Source organism: Chroococcus sp. FPU101, from assembly GCF_017312365.1.
Taxonomy (GTDB): Bacteria; Cyanobacteriota; Cyanobacteriia; order Cyanobacteriales; family Microcystaceae; genus Chroococcus.
Map to the genome: position 1 here is coordinate 93,149 of NZ_BLJI01000003.1, position 18,075 is coordinate 111,223.

At 38.6% G+C, this 18,075-nt stretch carries 18 protein-coding genes and 1 pseudogene; 6 read left to right on the plus strand and 13 right to left on the minus strand.

The window, feature by feature from the left end; translation table 11 throughout:
- Window positions 1-42: 42 nt before the first annotated feature.
- Both fetB and CFPU101_RS04970 read right to left on the minus strand, forming a co-directional pair.
- Window positions 43-816: an iron export ABC transporter permease subunit FetB gene (fetB, locus tag CFPU101_RS04965; RefSeq protein ID WP_206814229.1), complete on the minus strand. Its 774-nt coding sequence runs from the start codon at window positions 814-816 to the stop codon at window positions 43-45.
- Window positions 813-1,763: a sensor domain-containing diguanylate cyclase gene (locus CFPU101_RS04970; RefSeq protein WP_206814230.1), complete on the minus strand. Its 951-nt coding sequence runs from the start codon at window positions 1,761-1,763 to the stop codon at window positions 813-815. The genes fetB and CFPU101_RS04970 overlap by 4 nt, the downstream gene beginning before the upstream one ends.
- A gap of 221 nt (window positions 1,764-1,984) precedes the next feature.
- Here CFPU101_RS04970 and CFPU101_RS04975 point away from each other — a divergent pair, with 221 nt between their 5' ends.
- Window positions 1,985-2,239, plus strand: a complete 255-nt coding sequence (locus CFPU101_RS04975) for a hypothetical protein (protein ID WP_206814231.1) — start codon at window positions 1,985-1,987, stop codon at window positions 2,237-2,239.
- A 101-nt stretch (window positions 2,240-2,340) separates the two neighbouring features.
- Window positions 2,341-3,447, plus strand: coding sequence for a DegT/DnrJ/EryC1/StrS aminotransferase family protein (locus CFPU101_RS04980; RefSeq protein ID WP_206814232.1), 1,107 nt, complete (start codon window positions 2,341-2,343; stop codon window positions 3,445-3,447).
- A 1-nt stretch (window position 3,448) separates the two neighbouring features.
- On the opposite strand, the gene CFPU101_RS04985 is transcribed toward CFPU101_RS04980, so the two are convergent.
- A complete protein-coding gene (locus CFPU101_RS04985; protein ID WP_206814233.1) occupies window positions 3,449-4,900 on the minus strand; it encodes a DASH family cryptochrome in 1,452 nt (483 codons plus the stop codon).
- A 64-nt stretch (window positions 4,901-4,964) separates the two neighbouring features.
- On the opposite strand from CFPU101_RS04985, the pseudogene CFPU101_RS04990 reads away from it, so the two are divergent.
- Window positions 4,965-5,593, plus strand: a pseudogene (locus CFPU101_RS04990) (DUF938 domain-containing protein).
- Here the strand turns inward: CFPU101_RS04990 and CFPU101_RS04995 are convergent.
- The 3 genes from CFPU101_RS04995 to CFPU101_RS05005 form a co-directional block, all read right to left on the minus strand.
- Window positions 5,590-7,104, minus strand: coding sequence for a helicase C-terminal domain-containing protein (locus CFPU101_RS04995; protein ID WP_206814234.1), 1,515 nt, complete (start codon window positions 7,102-7,104; stop codon window positions 5,590-5,592). The pseudogene CFPU101_RS04990 and the gene CFPU101_RS04995 sit on opposite strands and share 4 nt — an antisense overlap.
- Window positions 7,105-7,177: 73 nt before the next feature.
- The gene (locus CFPU101_RS05000; RefSeq protein ID WP_206814235.1) at window positions 7,178-8,380 is read right to left on the minus strand and encodes an FAD-dependent hydroxylase; all 1,203 of its coding nucleotides are present in this window, start codon (window positions 8,378-8,380) and stop codon (window positions 7,178-7,180) included.
- Between the two features lie 75 nt (window positions 8,381-8,455).
- Window positions 8,456-8,641, minus strand: a complete 186-nt coding sequence (locus tag CFPU101_RS05005; protein WP_206814236.1) for a PCP reductase family protein — start codon at window positions 8,639-8,641, stop codon at window positions 8,456-8,458.
- A gap of 172 nt (window positions 8,642-8,813) precedes the next feature.
- Between CFPU101_RS05005 and CFPU101_RS26125 the strand changes: the two genes are divergently transcribed.
- Window positions 8,814-9,008 (plus strand): hypothetical protein, encoded by a 195-nt coding sequence (locus CFPU101_RS26125; protein WP_307730431.1) that lies wholly within the window; start codon window positions 8,814-8,816, stop codon window positions 9,006-9,008.
- Window positions 9,008-9,211: a Uma2 family endonuclease gene (locus CFPU101_RS26130; RefSeq protein ID WP_307730432.1), complete on the plus strand. Its 204-nt coding sequence runs from the start codon at window positions 9,008-9,010 to the stop codon at window positions 9,209-9,211. The genes CFPU101_RS26125 and CFPU101_RS26130 overlap by 1 nt, the downstream gene beginning before the upstream one ends.
- A gap of 275 nt (window positions 9,212-9,486) precedes the next feature.
- Here the strand turns inward: CFPU101_RS26130 and CFPU101_RS05015 are convergent, their stop codons facing one another.
- From CFPU101_RS05015 to CFPU101_RS05030, 5 genes are all read right to left on the minus strand, one after another.
- Window positions 9,487-9,912 (minus strand): hypothetical protein, encoded by a 426-nt coding sequence (locus CFPU101_RS05015; RefSeq protein ID WP_206814237.1) that lies wholly within the window; start codon window positions 9,910-9,912, stop codon window positions 9,487-9,489.
- A 130-nt stretch (window positions 9,913-10,042) separates the two neighbouring features.
- Complete coding sequence (locus tag CFPU101_RS05020; RefSeq protein ID WP_206814238.1) at window positions 10,043-12,598, minus strand: M1 family metallopeptidase; 2,556 nt, start codon at window positions 12,596-12,598, stop codon at window positions 10,043-10,045.
- A 30-nt stretch (window positions 12,599-12,628) separates the two neighbouring features.
- Window positions 12,629-12,838 (minus strand): type II toxin-antitoxin system RelE/ParE family toxin, encoded by a 210-nt coding sequence (locus CFPU101_RS25435; protein WP_307730433.1) that lies wholly within the window; start codon window positions 12,836-12,838, stop codon window positions 12,629-12,631.
- A complete protein-coding gene (locus CFPU101_RS25440; RefSeq protein WP_242577774.1) occupies window positions 12,802-13,050 on the minus strand; it encodes a hypothetical protein in 249 nt (82 codons plus the stop codon). The genes CFPU101_RS25435 and CFPU101_RS25440 overlap by 37 nt, the downstream gene beginning before the upstream one ends.
- Window positions 13,031-14,434, minus strand: coding sequence for a hypothetical protein (locus tag CFPU101_RS05030; protein ID WP_206814239.1), 1,404 nt, complete (start codon window positions 14,432-14,434; stop codon window positions 13,031-13,033). Before CFPU101_RS05030 ends, CFPU101_RS25440 begins: the two co-directional genes overlap by 20 nt.
- Before the next feature lie 110 nt (window positions 14,435-14,544).
- Between CFPU101_RS05030 and CFPU101_RS05035 the strand changes: the two genes are divergently transcribed.
- Window positions 14,545-15,168 (plus strand): hypothetical protein, encoded by a 624-nt coding sequence (locus CFPU101_RS05035; protein WP_206814240.1) that lies wholly within the window; start codon window positions 14,545-14,547, stop codon window positions 15,166-15,168.
- Window positions 15,169-15,406: 238 nt separating this feature from the next.
- On the opposite strand, the gene CFPU101_RS05040 is transcribed toward CFPU101_RS05035, so the two are convergent.
- Both CFPU101_RS05040 and CFPU101_RS05045 read right to left on the minus strand, forming a co-directional pair.
- A complete protein-coding gene (locus CFPU101_RS05040; protein WP_206814241.1) occupies window positions 15,407-16,048 on the minus strand; it encodes an integrin alpha in 642 nt (213 codons plus the stop codon).
- A 97-nt stretch (window positions 16,049-16,145) separates the two neighbouring features.
- On the minus strand, window positions 16,146-17,705 hold the full coding sequence (locus CFPU101_RS05045; protein ID WP_206814242.1) for a hypothetical protein: 1,560 nt from the start codon (window positions 17,703-17,705) through the stop codon (window positions 16,146-16,148).
- Window positions 17,706-18,075 lie beyond the last annotated feature (370 nt).

Consider the following 18,075-nt stretch of genomic DNA (forward strand, 5'->3'; position numbering starts at 1 on the left):
TACCCAAAGTTTTATCTTAAAGGTCTAAAAAAACGATTAAATTCAAATTAATTGAACATTGGGGTTAAAAAAGCGACGATACACCCCTTCTGTCACAAAAATGGCAGTGAGTAAGTTGGTAAAAGCGATCATGAATAAAACTAAAATCTGATAAGACGCAGCGTTTAAAGGATCTCCACCTGCTAAGACTTGTCCTGTAAACATTCCAGGTAAACTGACTAAACCGACGACCATCATTTGATTGAGGGTGGGAATTAAGCTAGCGCGGATGGCATCTTTTTGATAGGAGGAAATCGCTTGTTTTGGAGTTGCACCGAGACAGAGATGGGTTTCAACACTTAAACGGTTCTGTTCAATCATGCTGCTGAGTCTTTCACCCGCTAGAGACGCACTATTCATCGCATTCCCTAAGATCATTCCCGTTAAAGGAATTAAGTATTGGGGATCGTACCAGCGATCGGGTTGAATAATTAATGCTAAAACATAACTCAGGGTTAAAAAGGTGCTAATGAGGAGTGAACTACTAACAATGGGAAATAAACCTTTAATTTTTTGATTGATGCGATTTTTTGCGACAATACTAGCGATCGTAATCATCATCCCTAATAATCCTAAAACCGCTAGAGGATTATTGAGAGCAAAAATCAGAGCCAGAACGTAACCAACTACCAGTAATTGTAGGATAGCGCGACCTGCTGCGATTAATAATTGTCCTTCTAATTCGATCTTTGAAAAGCGTGAAAGTGCGATCGCCGCTCCAATCAAACCTAATGCCAAGCCTAAATCACTTGGATTTAGCTGTATAATGTCATTCACACCCGAATTTTTCCTTTATTGGCTCTTTTACAGACATACATCGCTTGATCTGCTTCATGCCAAGCTTCACGTAAATCAAGAGTAGGATAGCGCGGTGCAAAACCTAATGACACATGAATATCGGCCGCCGATAATTGAGTTCTGAGGCGAACTAATAAACTAGATGTAGTCTGACTATTGCCTTCAACAACCAGTATCACAAATTCATCACCACCCACTCTAGCTACAATATCTTGTTTGCGTACCGTAGAGCGAATAATCCGAGCCGCTTTTTTAATTAATTGATCTCCACTGGCATGACCTTGAGTATCATTAACTTGTTTAAGGTCATCAAGATCAATTGAGACAATACAAGCAGAATAGCCATAGTGACGACAGCGACCTTCTTCTGCGCTTAATAATTGTTCCCAACCCCTACGGTTATATAATCCTGTTAAAGCATCCGTCATCGCTTCGACCATTGCTCTTTCGGTACGGCGAATTTGTTCACTCAGCTTTAAATCATTATCTAATACGGTACAGAGTAAACGGGTCATTAATTCAATTAAAGGTAATTCAGTTGTAATCGTTTCTAATTGTGGTTCTGGATCGATAGCACAGAGTGTACCAAATAAAGAACCATCACTGAGAACTAAAGGCATTCCAACATAGGCCCCTATTTTAACTTTTTGGGCGATCGGAGCTTCAGCATAAGCGGGAATCTCATTTACACAGGGAGCAATTCTCGGGCCTCGTCCTAAGACCATTTGGCTACAAAAAGAGTCGGCCCAAGAAAAAACAGTGCCTTCTTTTACGCCATAACCTTGATCTTTGGCTTGTAGTACGATCCACTCATTGCCTTCAGTGCGCGTTACCATCCACAAATCAAAATCGAGACGCTGCTGAAGAAAGTTTAAAACTTCCGTTGATGCTGTATTAAAGTTGGGGAATGGATAAAAATCCATCATAATGATTTATACTCTGCGATCTTTAAGTATATGTTGGGGTCAAAAATTTCTGTCTTAAGATATACTTTTCTTATTTTACTATGATTAATTTGGTTACGCTTCAGCAATTTTTCGGTAGTCTACTATACTTAAGACATAGTGCTTTTCTAACTTGTAATAGAAGATTAAAATCTTTGCTTTACATTAAGATATTTTCTAAATAATTACAAGAGATTAACTCCATGATGACACCCTCACCACTTAAAGGTATAGAACTCATTGATTGTGCTAGAGCAAATGGTAATGATGGTATAGAAGTTGCAGCAAAACAATGTGGCTATGGGAATAACCTAGAAGCATTTGAAGCGGCTTTAAGAGAAGCCTGTCAATCGATTGGTGTAGAGTTTAATCAATTCAGTGATTTATTAAAATCGACGACTAACTATCAAAAGGATGCAGGAGAGATTGTTGCACCCGATACCCCTAGTGAGCTTTAACTAATTCATTTGTACTTATCAGTTGAGAGCAATTTTTTGTGTACTATTCCCTTTTTGCAAAAAATTTGGTTTCATAAGGATAAGTTTTAGGTATCAAATGAGTGAAGAAAATTCCCCCTGTTGATTTAGCCCGTCAATATAGCCTCATTAGTGAAGAAACGGAAAATGCCGTTTTAAAGGTTCTCAACTCTGGTTATTATGTCGGTGGTGCTGCTGTTATAGATTTTGAACAAGATTTTGCTAAATATACTCAAGTTAAACATTGTATCGCTTGCAATTCTGGAACTGACGCGCTGTATCTAGCTCTGCGGGCTTTGAATATTGGTGCGGGTGATGAAGTGATTACCTCGACCTTTACTTTTATTGCCACAGCAGAAGCGGTATCGATGACGGGGGCAAAACCTGTTTTTATTGATATTGATTGCAATACCTTTAATCTTGATCCCACTCAAATCGAAAAAGCGATTACACCTCGAACGAAAGCAATTATTCCAGTACACCTATTTGGACAACCTGTCAATATGTCCCAGGTCATGGAAATTGCAACAGCGAACGGTCTCTATGTGATTGAAGATTGCGCCCAAGCGACGGGGGCCGAATGGAACGGTCAAAAAGTGGGGAGTATTGGTCATATTGGCTGTTTTAGCTTCTTTCCAACAAAAAATTTAGGGGCTTGCGGTGATGGTGGCGCGGTGACTACGAATGATAGTGCGATCGCACTCTCTGTTAAAATGTTAAGAGAGCATGGCAGTTCGGTTCGCTATCGTCATGATGTGATGGGGATTAATAGCCGTCTTGATGCCCTACAAGCTGCTATTTTACAGGTTAAATTGCGTTATTTAGATCAATGGAATCAACAAAGGGGTAAAATTGCCAAGCGATATCAGGAATTACTTTCACCGTTGTCGAATTTAAAATTACCTCAAGCTTTAGCAGGAGGTCAACACGTTTGGAATCAATATACTATTATGATTTCTAATCGTGATCAGGTTAGGGAAAAGTTACAAGAAATGGGGGTTATTTCGATGGTGTATTACCCCCTACCCTTACATCTGCAACCTGTGTATCAAGATTTAGGATATACAGTGGGACAATTACCGTATTCTGAACAAGCATCCCATGAGGTTTTATCCTTACCCATGTTTCCAGATTTAACCATTGAAGAACAGCAACAGGTGGTTTATTATTTAAAAGATTGTTTATCTTAGTTTATTTGCGACTCAATGCAGCATTGTAGATAGCTTCATTGTTCTGAATCGATTTGAAAAAATCAACCACAGGACGCGGATAATCTACCCCTAAAATGACACCATATCGCTTTTGTTCTTCTTGCGTTAATTTCAAAGGCTCATGGATTTTATCACCTGGAATGGAGGCTAATTCAGGCAACCAATATCTAAGATAATCGCCATTGGGGTCATAATATCTAGACTGTTTAGGAATATTAAAATAGCGAAATCCTCTTGCATCATTGCCGATACCTGCGGTGTAGTTCCAGTTTCCCCAATTGCTACAGACATCGTAATCGACTAACATCGATTCAAACCATTCTGTACCGAGAAGCCAGTTAATGCCTAGATTTTTGGTCAGAAAACTAGCGACATTTTGCCGTCCACGATTGGACATAAAACCCGTACCTAACAATTCTCTCATATTGGCATCGACTAACGGATAACCTGTTTTTCCCTCTTGCCAAATTTGAAAGCGTGTCCAGTCTTCTTGCCAAGGGATATCGATTCCTTGTATTCCAGAACGATAAAAAACCTTATTACCATGCTTAGCACAAATAAATCTAAAATAGTCGCGCCACAATAGTTCAAAGATTAACCAGTAGGTTGAATCATTTTTGATGCGTTCTGATTCATATTTCTGGACTTGTTCATAAATATAGCGCGGTGATAAACATCCTGCTGATAACCAAGCCGAAAATTTAGACGAATCATCAACCTCTAGCATTCCGTTTCGTGTTTCTTTATAAACTTTTAATTGATCTTTTGAAAAGAAGTAATCATTTAATCTGGTTAATCCTGCTGCTTCTCCTCCTTGACGGATAATTGTTGCTTTTGGGTCAAATATGGGAGATGCTACGCCTAATTCTTCAAAAGTAGGCATTTTTCCAACATCGATCTCAGGTAATGCGGGTAATTGTTTGGGAAACGGAAAAGTTTGACGGATATAACCATCTTTTTCGACTTTTTTACGGAAATTGGTAAACAGTTCGGGTAATTGAGCGATTTCAAAAGGTAAGTCATCGGGGTGATAAAGTGTCGTTCCCCAGAATCCCTTCATGCTAATATTTTTAGCGATTACTTTTTCGACGGCTAATTCTTCGGATGTAACTTCTTGATGATAGTAAACCGTACTGATATTTAAAAGCTGTGCTAATTCAAAGATAATTTTTTCGGGTTCACCGTGACGGATAATTAAATCACTGCCGAGTTGTTGTAGAGATGATTTTAAATTAGCAACACTTTCTAGAATAAACTGGGTGCGGAAACTACCTGTTTTCGGAAAACCATAGGATGTTTGACCAAATTGACGCGGATTAAAACAATATAATGGGATTACTTGAGCTTTTTCTTGTAACGCTTGATATAAAGGCTCATGATCATGAATTCGTAAATCATTACGATACCAAATTAATATTCTCTGCTGCGTCATCGTTTTGGAAAAATAATTATCTTTACATATCTTAACGCTATCTTACTAATTGCCTGTATGCCTTATGTCTGATACTGATGCGAAACAATATGCCCCTGCTACCCAACGCAACCGAGAACCAATTTTACAGTTCTCCAAAAAATTTTACCTCCAACAGGCAATATTTTAGAGATTTCTAGCGGCACAGGTGAACACGCGATTTTTTTTGCCCCTCGTCTCAAACCCCGCATTTGGATACCATCAGAACCCCAACTCTATCTTAGAGAAAGTATTGCAGCTTGGCGTGAAGAATTCCCTTCTAACTATCTTGCACCACCCATTGAGATTGATGCAATGGATGATTCTTGGGTTGTCGAAACTCAAAAGATTGAAATTGCAGCTATTGTCAACATTAACATGATTCATATTGCGCCTTGGTCAGCTTGTTTAGGTTTGATGGCAGGTGCAGGGCGTATTCTACCTAATGGTGGTATTCTTTATCTGTATGGGCCATATAAACAGAGTGGAAAACATACAGCATCTAGTAATGAAGCGTTTGATGAATCGTTACAGTCTCATCATCCTGCATGGGGTGTTCGTAATTTAGAAGATGTGATTAATGTAGCACTGGAGAATGGTTTAGAATTAGTCGAAGTGAGCCAAATGCCAGCTAATAATCTTTCTGTTGTTTTTCAAAAAGTAAAATCATACTAATTTTCTTTTTCAAACCAACTTAAATCTATATAGTTAATTCTTGCATAGGGTTCTAAGGCAGATAGTATCTTAGTACCATAACTACGAGAACTAACACGGTTATCGAATAAAGCAACGAACCCCTGTGACTCACGTATCGGCATAACAGCGCGTTGAATTTCTCTTAATGCAGTGGGTAATAAGTACAACCTAAACCAATCTTGACGATGATTTTTATAATAAGCAATTCTACCCGCAACGAGAGGATTTTCTGGGGACGGAATGGGTAATGTAGCAATAATTAATAGCTGAGGGATGGGAAAATTGGCTTGATAGTTATGCCAAAACTGCCAACCACAGACTAAAATTCCATTAGAGGCAATTTCTGTTTTTTCGACTTGTACTCTAGAACCAAATTCAGCCGCGAGAATCGATGCAAGTTGGCCTTTTAGCGGTACATCTTCAATAATAATGATGATTGGCTCATTGCGGATCTGGCTTAGACTAACGAGAGTTTGAATTTGTTGGAATAAAACCCCTTGAAATTGCGGTGTATTGGGTAAAGGGAAACCATCAGGGATATACAGGTTTATGTATTCGCTTTTTTGATTTGCAGAAAATTTTAGAGATAATACATCTGGTAAACCGAGTTGTTGACGATAGATGGTTGCTGTTTTCTCACTATCTAAAAAACCTCCCATCAGTACTACAGGTTGTTTCTCCCAAATAGGTTGTAAGATATTGGCTATTTCGACGGGACTAATATTTAGGGTAAACTCTTTTGCTTCTCGGTTCACAGATACCCACATGATTTGATTTTCATCGGGTATGCGTTCTAGATATTTTTTAAAGGGTGAATTAGAATCTAGATCACTCAGTATGGGTTTAAGCTTCTCTAAAATTTCTTTTTCGGTTTCATCGATTAAAAAACATTCATAGGGATTTTTTGGATGAGACAGAATGAGTTGATGTAACTGAGTGTAGATCGATTGTACTGCTTCGGGTAAGGTTTGCCAGTCAGAGGGAGAAATAGTTACTGTTAATTGTTGGGTTGTCCATTCGGCTAAACGATCGCTTTGATCGATTAATGTAGGTATATTATAGGGAAAATGCCCCAGATGATTGATTCGATCATTTAACCAATCTTCGGGAGTCGTTAACAATAATCCTTGAAATGATTTAGACTCAGGCCAGCGATGTCCTCTTACAATATCTTTATGAGTTTGTAACCATTCTTGAAGCTGTGGAATTTCGACACTGAGTAATCGTTCTTGTTCCTTAAGGGGTACAACTAATATAATCGGTGAATCGGCTAAAAGTGCGGGTGTTAGATAACTAAGACTATAACGTGCGATGCCCTTGGCACTTGGCAAAGCTGAGAACGTATGTCCTGTTTGGATCACCGCAGAACGTTGTAAACGCAGGGTACGGGCAATGATACGCGCCATCGTTAGATGATGTTGCCAATTTGAGGGATTTTGTTCCCGCAAATAAGCAAGTAACGAAGAATGTACCGTAGCTTCTAGAATCATTGCACCGTAATTAAAAACAAACAGGCTTCTATGATAGTGTTTATCTGTAATTCATGCATTGGCTCAATTGTTTCTATGGTGCGAGTTGGGGCGTTTTTCCTAATAATCCCGTCATTAACTGCAATGAAAACCGTTTTAGGGGTGGAATATTTCGCATCATCCACAATCCTAACCGACGCACTACCACAACAGGCAACCAATTATTAGAAAAGAGTCGATCTAGAAGATCCGTAAATCCTAGAATAGCGAGATTTTCTTTTTTACGCCAAGTCTCATATTTTTGTAAAACTTCTAGTGTTCCAATATCTTTTCCTTGTTGATGTGCTTCAGTTAAGACTTGTGCTAATGCTGCTGCATCTCGAATACCGAGGTTTAAACCTTGCCCACCGACAGGATGACAACAATGTGCTGCATCTCCAACTAAAGCGAGTCTCGATTTAACATAATGATCACTCTGCATTAATTGTACAGGGAATAAATAGCGATCGCTCACTAATTCGATGTCACCCAATACCCCGCGAGTATATTCACTCAGTTTATCTAAAAACCCTTGGCGATCCATTTCCTGTAGTGCTTTTGCTTCTGCATGGGGGTTTGTCCAAACAATCTGACATCGGTTGTCTCTTAAGGGTAAAATTCCCATAGGGCCACTTGGCCAAAATCGTTCAAACGCGGTATTATTTTGAGGAAGTTGATGGGATATAGTAAATGTTACACAAGATTGCCAATATTTCCAGCCACGTGTTGTAATCTTAGCCCATTGACGGATTTTAGATTTAGCCCCATCTGCACCAATAACTAATTTAGTCTTGAGTTGTTGTTCTTGTCCATTGATATTTAGTGATATTACTGCTGAGAAGTCTTGATAGCTAACTTGATTCACTTCAGCAGGACAAATCCAGCTAATATTATCGCAGTGTTCAATAAAATCTTGTAACGCTTTTAGAATAATTTGATGTTCGCCAACATATCCTAGATAATCTGTTCCTAAATCTTCTGTCGCAAAGGGAACAACTCCAGAGTGATGAGCATCGGATAAACGAATCTTATTAAATTTGCCAATAAAAGGTGCGATTTGTTGCCAAACGCCAATGAGTGTCAAAATTCTTCCCGAAAGGATGGAAAGAGCATAAGCTTGCCGTCTAGCGGCTGCTTTTTCGAGGGATTGCGCTTCGATAATTGCAATTTTTAAACCCGAATTTTTTAAAGCTGATGCTAAGGTTGCCCCGACGATACCACCGCCAACAATTACTAAATCGTAGTCGTATGCAAACATTATGTTTTTTGTCAAGAGAAGATTTTAAAACTTTATTTTTCTTTATTCTGACATTTCTAGTCTGAAGAATCAAGGCTATTGACCGAATTCTAGACGTGTTTGGTCTACGAGTTCCCCTGTAATGAGATCAGTTCCTGCGGCTCTAGCTTTAGCTTCGATGCGTTGACGAGCTTGCGATCGGACAAAAAATGGAATATTCTTAAGTTTAGCTTGGGCTTCAGGTGTCCAGATGGGAATATCAGTAATTTTGGGTTCTTTCATCGTCTATCAGAATGTAATCTCTATTTCCATCCTAGCGTTTTTGGTTATTCTGTAGGCATAGGGATTCCAAATTCTATGAATATTATATTTGTCATGTTATTCAGGTTTAAATTGGGTTTGAATACCCTACCCCTACTTGTCATAATCAATGACACAGCAAACATAAGTTTATATGCACACACTTGCTCAGTGGACAGTTAAAGATTATCACAAAATGATTGACGCAGGAATTTTGAGTGAGCGTCATGTAGAGTTAATCGCTGGAGATATTATAGAAATGAGTCCAGAAGGGTCTACTCATAGATTTATAAATTATCGAGGTGTGATTTATCTGCGTTCACACTACTTTAAGAACAAGCTATCGTGATGGAAGCTTATTCTATTACTCTTGCTGACTCTGAACCTGAACCTGAAATTGCTATTGTTCGTTCTCCTGATACTTTATATCTCAACCGTCATCCCTATCCCGAAAATATTTACTGGTTAATTGAGATTTCTGATAGAACCTTAAAGAAAGATTTAGAAGTTAAAAAGATTATCTATGCTAATGCAGGAATTAAGGAATATTAGGTGATTGAGCTTCAGTCTAGAATTCTATATGTCTTCCAAAATCCCATAGAACAAGTTTATCAAAAAGGTATTATTTTTTCCTCAGCGTTTCCTACATTGCCAATTTCTGTAGAACAATTGTTAGGGTAAGGGGTTTATTAAATTTCTTAGTTTAAGTTTGAATTGGAAAAGAAGAACGGCTGTCAGTTAATGTTATATACTAATAACAAAACGATCAATGTACATTTAATACAACAATGAACATTGACCGTTTAGTTTAAAAAAGAAGCTATTTGTTATTTGCTAAAAGCATCTTTGATGTTGTCTACAGTACGCTCAATAGCATTCTGTGTCTTATCAACTGCTTTCTCAGTTCTGGCTGCATCTTTTTCGGATTTTTCTAGAATTCTACTTTTATCTTTTTTAGCTTTGCGTTCAATAAAATTACCGCTACCATCTGTGGCATCTTCAACTTTAGACGCATTGCTCTTAGCTGCATCTTGAACTTTTTCCTTGGTATCTTGGATAAAATTCTTAGCACGTCCAGCATCTTTGCCAACTTTATTTTCTACCTTATCTGCTGCGTCAGTCGATGCCATTGCTACATTATTAGAGAAAAATGCACCTTGCCAGATAAAGGTCATCGCTAATAGACAAAGCATTGATGTAATGATCGAACGTTTGATAGTGGATAACCGTTTTGTCAAATTTTTCAGTGTCATAGAAAACAATATTAGTAAGTTTCAGTATCCTATTTGTACTTGATTTTACGGATCGCTTGAATACACCCCCAGACAGAATCCTTTTCACCATAAGGAGTAGCAGAGTTGATTTTATTGGGTTTTAGCCTGATTAACTTCCTTTTGCTTCTAATTTTGTCAAACGACTTTTTAGATCTTGGTTTTCTTGTTTGAGTTGTTCGACTTCTTCCCGTAACCCTTTTAGTGCTTTGTCTGAACCTAGATTTTTTTGTACTCGTTGGATAGCTTCTTCGGTCATGCGTTTAACCCTGCCATCTGGGGTACTATAAGACAATGATTGCAAAAATGCGATCGCTTTAGGGGTTTCCATTTGTCCTAATGCGACACTGACGGATACTTGCGTTAGGAAAAAGCTTTCTTGAGCGATACTTTCTAACGCTTCTAAAATTGTTTCTAGCTTATCGGGTGTTTGTCCAACGGATACCGCCCCTAATGCACGAATTGCCGCTAAACGCAAGGGCTGAGGCACTCCTAATTTTGTATATTCGAGAATGACATCAACCGCAACAGGTGAGGTTTTTAATTGACTCAATCCTCCAATTGCCCCCGATCTTACCACTTCATTCCATCCTGTACGGGTTTCTAAAATATTTTTCAGCAATTCAATAACTTCGGGTTCTTTTGCTTTGAGGTTGCCGTACACCATTCCCCCTAAACCTCTTGCTGCTGCTGCTTCGGTGTAATAACTTGGATCTCCTTGTTCTAGAAAGCTTTTTAAGGTGTTGTAACTGAGTAGGGTTTTGCTTTGACTTAAACCATCAACAACAGCGCGTCTGACACTTGGATGTTTATCTTGTAACCCCTGAATGACTGCTGTTACTGCTTGATCTAAATTGATACTAGATAACTGTTTTGCTACTTCTAGACGCACTCCCCAGAACGGATCTTGAGTTAATGCGGTGGATAATGCTTCTATTGCTTCTAAACCGCCTTTTTTAGCGATCGTTTTTGCTGCATAGATGCGAGAAACGGGATCACGATCGTGTTTGAGTTGTGCTTTGAGTTCAGGTAATGGATATTCTAAGGTTACGGTTTTGAGGTAGTTATTGCCGACATCAAAGCTAATAAAATCGGGTTTTGTCTCCAAAGGAAAATAAAAGCTTTGTTCTTTTTCATGAATGCGTAAAGTGTATTGCTTGACATTTACATCATTTACTGAATATCCGAAGCCGATGGGAATTTTGAGATCAAATAATTCTTTTTCACTTTGAGTTTGAGTAACTGTCAGTTTCGCTAAATTACTGTCGCCATCCCATGAGTAAGCAATTTTATAATCAGGATGACCACCGCGAAAGACATATTGATCGAACAGAAACATTAAATTATAACCTGTTGCTTGATCAATTGCTCTCAATAGATCAATGGTTTCTACAGTTTTATGTGCGTTATTTTTAACAAAAGTATGAATCGCTTTAGTAAATAATTCGTCCCCTAAGATGGTACGAATCATATGATACACACAAGCCCCTTTTTCATACAAATGACGATCATATAATTCTATTGCTTCTCGATAGACATGGGTGACAATGGGACGACGATAGCGGTTTGCATCCTCATCTAGATAGCTTCTCGCTTCCCCTAATAAATAATATGTCCCGTGATCTAAACCATATTCTTCTTCTACCCATAATACTTCAGAATAAGAAGCCATTCCCTCTTTAATCCAAGCGTGTGACCAATGTTTAATCACCACTAAGTCACCAAACCATTGATGTGCGAGTTCATGTGCAACTAAACTTTCAGTCCGCAGAGGATCTAAACTGGCTCTTTCGTCGAGTAAACAGCGATCGGTTAAAATCGTGGTAGATGTATTTTCCATCCCACCAAAAATAAAATCATCGACGCAGACTTGAGCATATTTAGGAAAGGGATAGAGATAACCAAATTTATTCGAGAAAAATTCAACCATACGGGGGGTTTTCCCCATACTAAGAACCGCTTCTGTTTCTTTTCCTTTTTCTACATAGTAGGTTACTGGAATATTATTCCAACTATCTTTTATTTCGGCAAAGTCCCCAACTGCTAATGTCATCAGATAGGTTGGATGAATTTGCTTTTGTGACCAATGATAAATGATTTCTTCGCCTACTTCTTGTTTTTCGATTAATTCTCCGTTAGATATGGCTAAAAAAGGTTGAGGAACTTTAACTCGTATTTCTGATGTAGCCAGTTGTCCTGGATAATCAAAACAGGGAAACCAAAACCGCGAGTCTTCATCTTCTCCCTGTGTCCAAACTTGTACGGGTTTATGGGGATAATGTTCTTCTGGTGCGATAAAATAAAGTCCTCTTTGGGGTTGTTCGACTTGATACGCTATAACGATATTGATGGGTTGTTCGGTAGTCGGTGAAAGTAGGTGAATTGTGAGTAAGGAGCGATCGTAATCAAAGGGTTGACTGATATTATCGATTAAAACGGACTGAATCTGTAAATCGACTGCATCTAAAACCAGTTGGGTGACACCAATACGAATGGGAGTGAGGGTAATTGTACAAGTTCCCTTAAAGCTTTTATTGGGGATATCGAGGGATAAATCTAGAAATATGTGGTTTACTTGTCCTGGTCTATCTGGATTGTAGTGTGGTTTGGCCCCAGGAAGTTCAAAGGATTTACGATTATCTTCCGTGTCGAAGGTTTTGTATGACATGAGGGATGATCAATAGGATATTTATTTATACTATTGTGCCTCATCAAATAATGCTTCTATATCTTGGCGACCATTAACTACTCGTAAAATTTCAATAACCCCATTGTTGACTCGGTAAAAGATGATATATCCGTTCATTAAAGACAAACCTCTTAATGATGGTTTAAAATGGTTGTAACTTCGTCCTAAGAAGGAAAATTGAGTCAGTGTTTGACATTTCTGATTAAACTCTGAAACAATTTTTCACCAGTTTCTACATTTATAGTCAAAAAATAATCTGCAATTGTGTTTAAATCACGAGTAGCTGATGGCGAAATAATGTAACGATTCATTTTGTCTCTAGACTGGCTTGTAAAACATCGTTCTAAGATTTCTTGAACGACTGTCTCACCGTTGTTTCCTTTGCCTCTCTCTAATTCTGCGATCGCTAAATCAATCTTGCATTCCAGCATATAATAGCCTGACAAATAAACGCACTCCATCGTCGGCTTTTAAAGTTGAATAAGAAGGAGCTTCTCTAGTACCGATCGCACGTAAGTCTGATAATAACTCTGGATGGAACTGGCAAGTAAAAGAACGACGAATTTTTTTTGTTTCAAAGTCTTTGTAATTAATACAAGTAGCTGAACATTCTGTAACTATCTCTTGGTCAACTGCTGTGGAACATAAAATTTCTATAGAGTCAGGTAATTGGATCAGCCATGATAGAGGGCTACCAGCAATAATGTGTCGATAGGGAACAATCGCATCATGAATGCTACGATAAGCCCAGTTAGCAAACAGGATCGCTTCTTCATTAACTTCGTCTGAGTGAAACATTGAAATTGAGACTTCGCGCTCATATTGAAGACTTGTATCAATTACACCTTCATGACTATCTGAGGTTACATCATGAGCGTGAATTAATTCCCAGGGAATTCCCAGAACTTGACCATCAGGCGACTGATAAGGCAATAATACACGATCGCCAACTTCTTTTGACTCATTTAGGGTCACGGCAAAATGCTCATCATTCCAGCCATTAGCAACCGTTCGTCCATCGCGCTTGCGGACTTGAAGTGTATTACCCATTGATGCAATACGTCCTGCAACTTCTTGGAGTGAATTCAGTGCTTTCGCTTGGTGGTCACCTTCTAGAGATGTTGTACTCAAGATTTCTTTAACTGCTCTTTGAATTAGCCCTATATGACCTTGTGCCGCAAGCTGATGTCCAACACAAATGAAGATAGCAGGTGCGCTACCAGGGGATCGCGAGAGCAGTAATTTTTCGATTAAGGCAAACATATCTTCACGGGAACAAACGGGACTTGTCCAAGTCGAGGCATCATAAACCGATGGATCACCTCCTTCTACTACTACTGCATAACTAGCACTAAATGCCCCTATCACTAATTCTGGATCGATAATACCCGTTGACCAAACAGGAAATAGTATTGAGTCTATATCAGCCACTTTTTGAGCAATGTAAGCGACATTTTTAGAAGCGCGAACTTCTTCATTAAGCACATTAGCACCAACATGATGCCAAGGCTCAATAATAACGATCGATTTGCGTAATAAATTAGGATGTAACAGCAAAAATTCAAAATCGGCTCTCGAGTTAATCACTTTTTCTAAGGGCTTTTCATGTCCCCATTCAAATACGCCGTCAGGCGCGAAAAGTTCTCTTTCAGAAAGCGGAGCAACCGAGGTTCTATCTGCTAAGAAGCGTCCTAAAAGAATATGTGCTGATTCAAAATCTGTATAACCTTGATGTAAGTAACCAGAAGTCAACCGCCATTGGGTTCTTAGATTTGGGTTTTGATGAGCTTGCCCAGATTTTGTAGATTCAACCATGATTTGAATAAAATTTTTTAATTATCTTTAATGTTACCCGACCTCAATAGTAGTTAACCCATCCTTAAAAGTCTAGATACAATATAACTAATCAGCAAGTGGTGTCGGTTATGCAAAAGGTTTTTCGCGCACTTCAAACAATTTTAATCATTTTCTTGATGGTATTGAGTTTTTTTAGTACACCAGCTTCGGCACTAGGAAAAAAAAACGATACTTATTACTGGATACACGTTCCGACGGGTGGCGCACCGATTTTTATTGGTGAAACGCAAGGTGCTTTTGTTCAGGATGAATATCCGCTATCTCACGAAGCGATGGCGAAAGTTTTAAAAGTTGGTGGTGCAAATTTAACCGATTTACAAAATCAACTCGAACAGTATAAGCTTTCATCAGATGTTATTGAACAATTCATGGGTAAATCACAAACTTTTCAATCACTCGGTATTAGTGGTGGTTTTACTCTAGTCTTTCGTGCGGTTCCTGAAGATAAAGCAGTTAAAGCAGTTGAAACAGAATATATGTGTTTACTTGGAGGAAAACAGCCTCAAGTCGTTTTTGCTGCGAATGTATTAGGTCATTTAGGGGCTGAAGAATATAATGAGGGAGCCTCAGGGTATACTAAAGATCCTTTAATCGTTTTAGGACAAGAATACTTTCCCGCACCTCCTGACGGAATGGTAACCGAGTTTTGGGTCTATGCGAATACGACTTGTTTTAATGTCGATTTGAAGTAGTTTTTTAAAGGTTAGGGGTTAGGGCAGATCTTAATTTTAACCCTCAAACCCCTAGAAAGAAATTAAGCGATGATTGAAAAGTCAGCATTGATTAGCAGAAGATTAGGATTGAGTGTTGCAAACTGAGTCGCGGTACTTCCTCCAATTCCATCCGCATCGAAGAATAAAGCCCCATTCGTTGAATTATAAATTAAATGAGGGTCGGCGGTTGGCTAACTCGTTGATTACTTCATCTGGACTATCGACATAGTAAGATGTCATTTCCAGCAAAGCCATTAAGAATGTCGTTGCCAGAGCTTCCATTTAAGATATTATCACCACTGTCACCATCATCATTCAAAATGGTTCCAGTTAGAGGAATGGCTGTACCAATAGTGTATCCTGTACCAGATGCGATCGCAATTTCTACGGTTTTATCAGTTTCGGGACTAAAATATATATCATTAATTGGGTCAATTGTCAAGACTGCGGTACTGGAATTAGCAGCAAAGAAGCTCGTTCCAGTGGTACCATTAAAGCTACTGGCTCCTCTTTGTCTGTAGTCGGTGATATTAAGTGCGGTTCCAGAAACACTAAAGTTAACGGCTAGTGCGTTGGTTGTATCACCAGTACGAGTCAAGGTATAGAGAAGATTGAGAGAGCCATTTTCCGTAACGGTGGTAGAGTTTAGGGCAAGAGTGATATTTGGTAAAGTAGTTGCCGCTCCAAAGATTACATAGCTTTGTCCTGAATAATTGCCATTGAAGTCTGCATATGATGCGCTAATAATTAGATCATTAAAACCATCACCATTGACATCTCCCGCACTGCTCACAGGAGTGCCAGACTCATCGCCACCATTAGGATTTACAAAAATTTCTTTAAGGGTGTAGAAAGGCAAACGATCGCCTCTCTACAGAAATTATAAATCTTAGCTCCTTGTTTCCTCTACCCTTTAAATGGGATTAACTGACACAATAGCCTTAGAGGATAGATTTTTAGGTTTGAATCGTTAATCCCCAGCCACTAGCGATCGAGCCGAAATCTCCACCAAGATCGTCAGTAACAAACAATCGCCAAGTTCCATTAGGATTAGTGTTATTAAAGACACCTAAATTCGCTGAATAGGAACCCCCAGGTGCAGGACTCGCAAATAAGTCACTACCACCAATATTAGTCGGTCGATAGGTTCCAGAGAAAATTTGTCCCGAATCTGGTAGAACTGCCCCTACTGTTGAGTCAAAGGTAAGATTGACTCCATTAAGATCGTTAGTACCTCCGACATCGGACATTAACAGGGTTCGTTGTCCACTAGGCCCAACCAACAATACATCAATATCATCGGGGAAAGTATGACGTACATTTCTGAGACTCACAGTTAATTTACTAATTGTGCCTGTCACACCTGAAACATTAATTGTTGAGGGATACGGACTAGCCGAACCAGCATTAGGAATGTTGATCAAGTTAGAGTTATTCAAGGTGAAAGTACGATTAGTATCATCATTAAGAATGGTTCCCGTGACAGATGATGGGGTACCAATGGTATAGCCGGCACCATTAGCAATAGTAAAGATTACAGTTTCGTTAGATTCTACTGTTGTATCGGGTCTGGGGTCAACGATAATTCTAGTCGTACTCGAACCTGCTGCAAAGGTTACCGTGTTTCCATTATTACCAAAGTCAGAATAGTCACTACCGTCAATCGCTGTTCCTGCACGGGTAAAGTTAACCGTTAGAGGACTACTCAGAGAACCAGTACGGGTAAAGGTATAGACTAAATTAGCCGTTCCATTTTCGAGGACGCTAGAAGGAGATACAGCTAACCTGACACTTGGTAGGGCGGTTTGAGTCTGAATATTTAATCGCCAGCCATCGTCGATAAATCCTGAATCTCCACCAAGATCGTCAGTAACAAACAATCGCCAAGTTCCATTAGGATTAGTGTTATTAAAGACACCTAAATTCGCTGAGTAGGAACCCCCAGGTGCAGGACTCGCAAATAAGTCACTACCACCAATATTAGTCGGTCGATAGGTTCCAGAGAAAATTTGTCCCGAATCTGGTAGAACTGCCCCTACTGTTGAGTCAAAGGTAAGATTGACTCCATTGAGATCGTTAGTACCTCCGACATCGGACATTAACAGGGTTCGTTGTCCACTAGGCCCAACCAACAATACATCAATATCATCGGGGAAAGTATGATTAATTCCAAACAGCGTAACAGTTACTTTAGTAATCCCACCCGTCATACCTGACACAAAAATTGTCGAAGGATACGGACTAGCGGAACCAGAAGTAGGAATGCTGATAAAATCAAAACTATCAAAAACTGATGACGTACTACTGGCGACAACTTGTGATTCACTTCTCAAACTATTATCAACATCATTATTATTGGCTCCGTCAAGACTGGTTAGTTCAAAAGTATTAGTATCATCAACGCTTTCTGATGTAAAACTACTGTTGAGGTCAGTCTTAAATTCACTAAATAAAATGCCATCAACTTCATTTGTTCCGTTCAAACTAAGAATTTCAATTTCTTTTAGCAAACTCATTACTTTACTTTAGCTCCTTTTTGAAGTCATTAATTTTTTAGATGATCTTGTCTTTTATTTCATGAAACAACGAGCGTAAATTAAGCTTTTTGTACAGTTTTAAACACAAAAAATTAAATTGATCAAACATTTTGATGCCTTTAAATCAAAAAAATGTAACCAATACAAATTTGATTTGAATGAAAATAAGATCTTTAATCTTCACTCAACAATCATTGAATTTTTTAAGCCTGAAACAAAAAGATTTAGGTTAGGAAAACAATTATTTTTTTAAGACAATTTTTCTAAAATGCTACTACAGCATACCATTTAAAAAAAACAAATACGGCTCTTTTATATTTTCTTAACAACTTCGTTTCAATATTAATTA

Bases quoted from the DNA above. Each gene is read 5' to 3' on its own strand.
- CFPU101_RS04970 (WP_206814230.1), bottom strand. From the start codon at position 1,763: ATGATGGATTTTTATCCATTCCCCAACTTTAATACAGCATCAACGGAA.
- CFPU101_RS04975 (WP_206814231.1), top strand. From the start codon at position 1,985: ATGATGACACCCTCACCACTTAAAGGTATAGAACTCATTGATTGTGCT.
- CFPU101_RS04985 (WP_206814233.1), bottom strand. From the start codon at position 4,900: ATGACGCAGCAGAGAATATTAATTTGGTATCGTAATGATTTACGAATT.
- CFPU101_RS04995 (WP_206814234.1), bottom strand. From the start codon at position 7,104: ATGATTCTAGAAGCTACGGTACATTCTTCGTTACTTGCTTATTTGCGG.
- CFPU101_RS05000 (WP_206814235.1), bottom strand. From the start codon at position 8,380: ATGTTTGCATACGACTACGATTTAGTAATTGTTGGCGGTGGTATCGTC.
- CFPU101_RS05005 (WP_206814236.1), bottom strand. From the start codon at position 8,641: ATGAAAGAACCCAAAATTACTGATATTCCCATCTGGACACCTGAAGCC.
- CFPU101_RS26125 (WP_307730431.1), top strand. From the start codon at position 8,814: ATGCACACACTTGCTCAGTGGACAGTTAAAGATTATCACAAAATGATT.
- CFPU101_RS26130 (WP_307730432.1), top strand. From the start codon at position 9,008: ATGGAAGCTTATTCTATTACTCTTGCTGACTCTGAACCTGAACCTGAA.
- CFPU101_RS05015 (WP_206814237.1), bottom strand. From the start codon at position 9,912: ATGACACTGAAAAATTTGACAAAACGGTTATCCACTATCAAACGTTCG.
- CFPU101_RS05020 (WP_206814238.1), bottom strand. From the start codon at position 12,598: ATGTCATACAAAACCTTCGACACGGAAGATAATCGTAAATCCTTTGAA.
- CFPU101_RS25440 (WP_242577774.1), bottom strand. From the start codon at position 13,050: ATGCTGGAATGCAAGATTGATTTAGCGATCGCAGAATTAGAGAGAGGC.
- CFPU101_RS05030 (WP_206814239.1), bottom strand. From the start codon at position 14,434: ATGGTTGAATCTACAAAATCTGGGCAAGCTCATCAAAACCCAAATCTA.
- CFPU101_RS05035 (WP_206814240.1), top strand. From the start codon at position 14,545: ATGCAAAAGGTTTTTCGCGCACTTCAAACAATTTTAATCATTTTCTTG.
- CFPU101_RS05045 (WP_206814242.1), bottom strand. From the start codon at position 17,705: ATGAGTTTGCTAAAAGAAATTGAAATTCTTAGTTTGAACGGAACAAAT.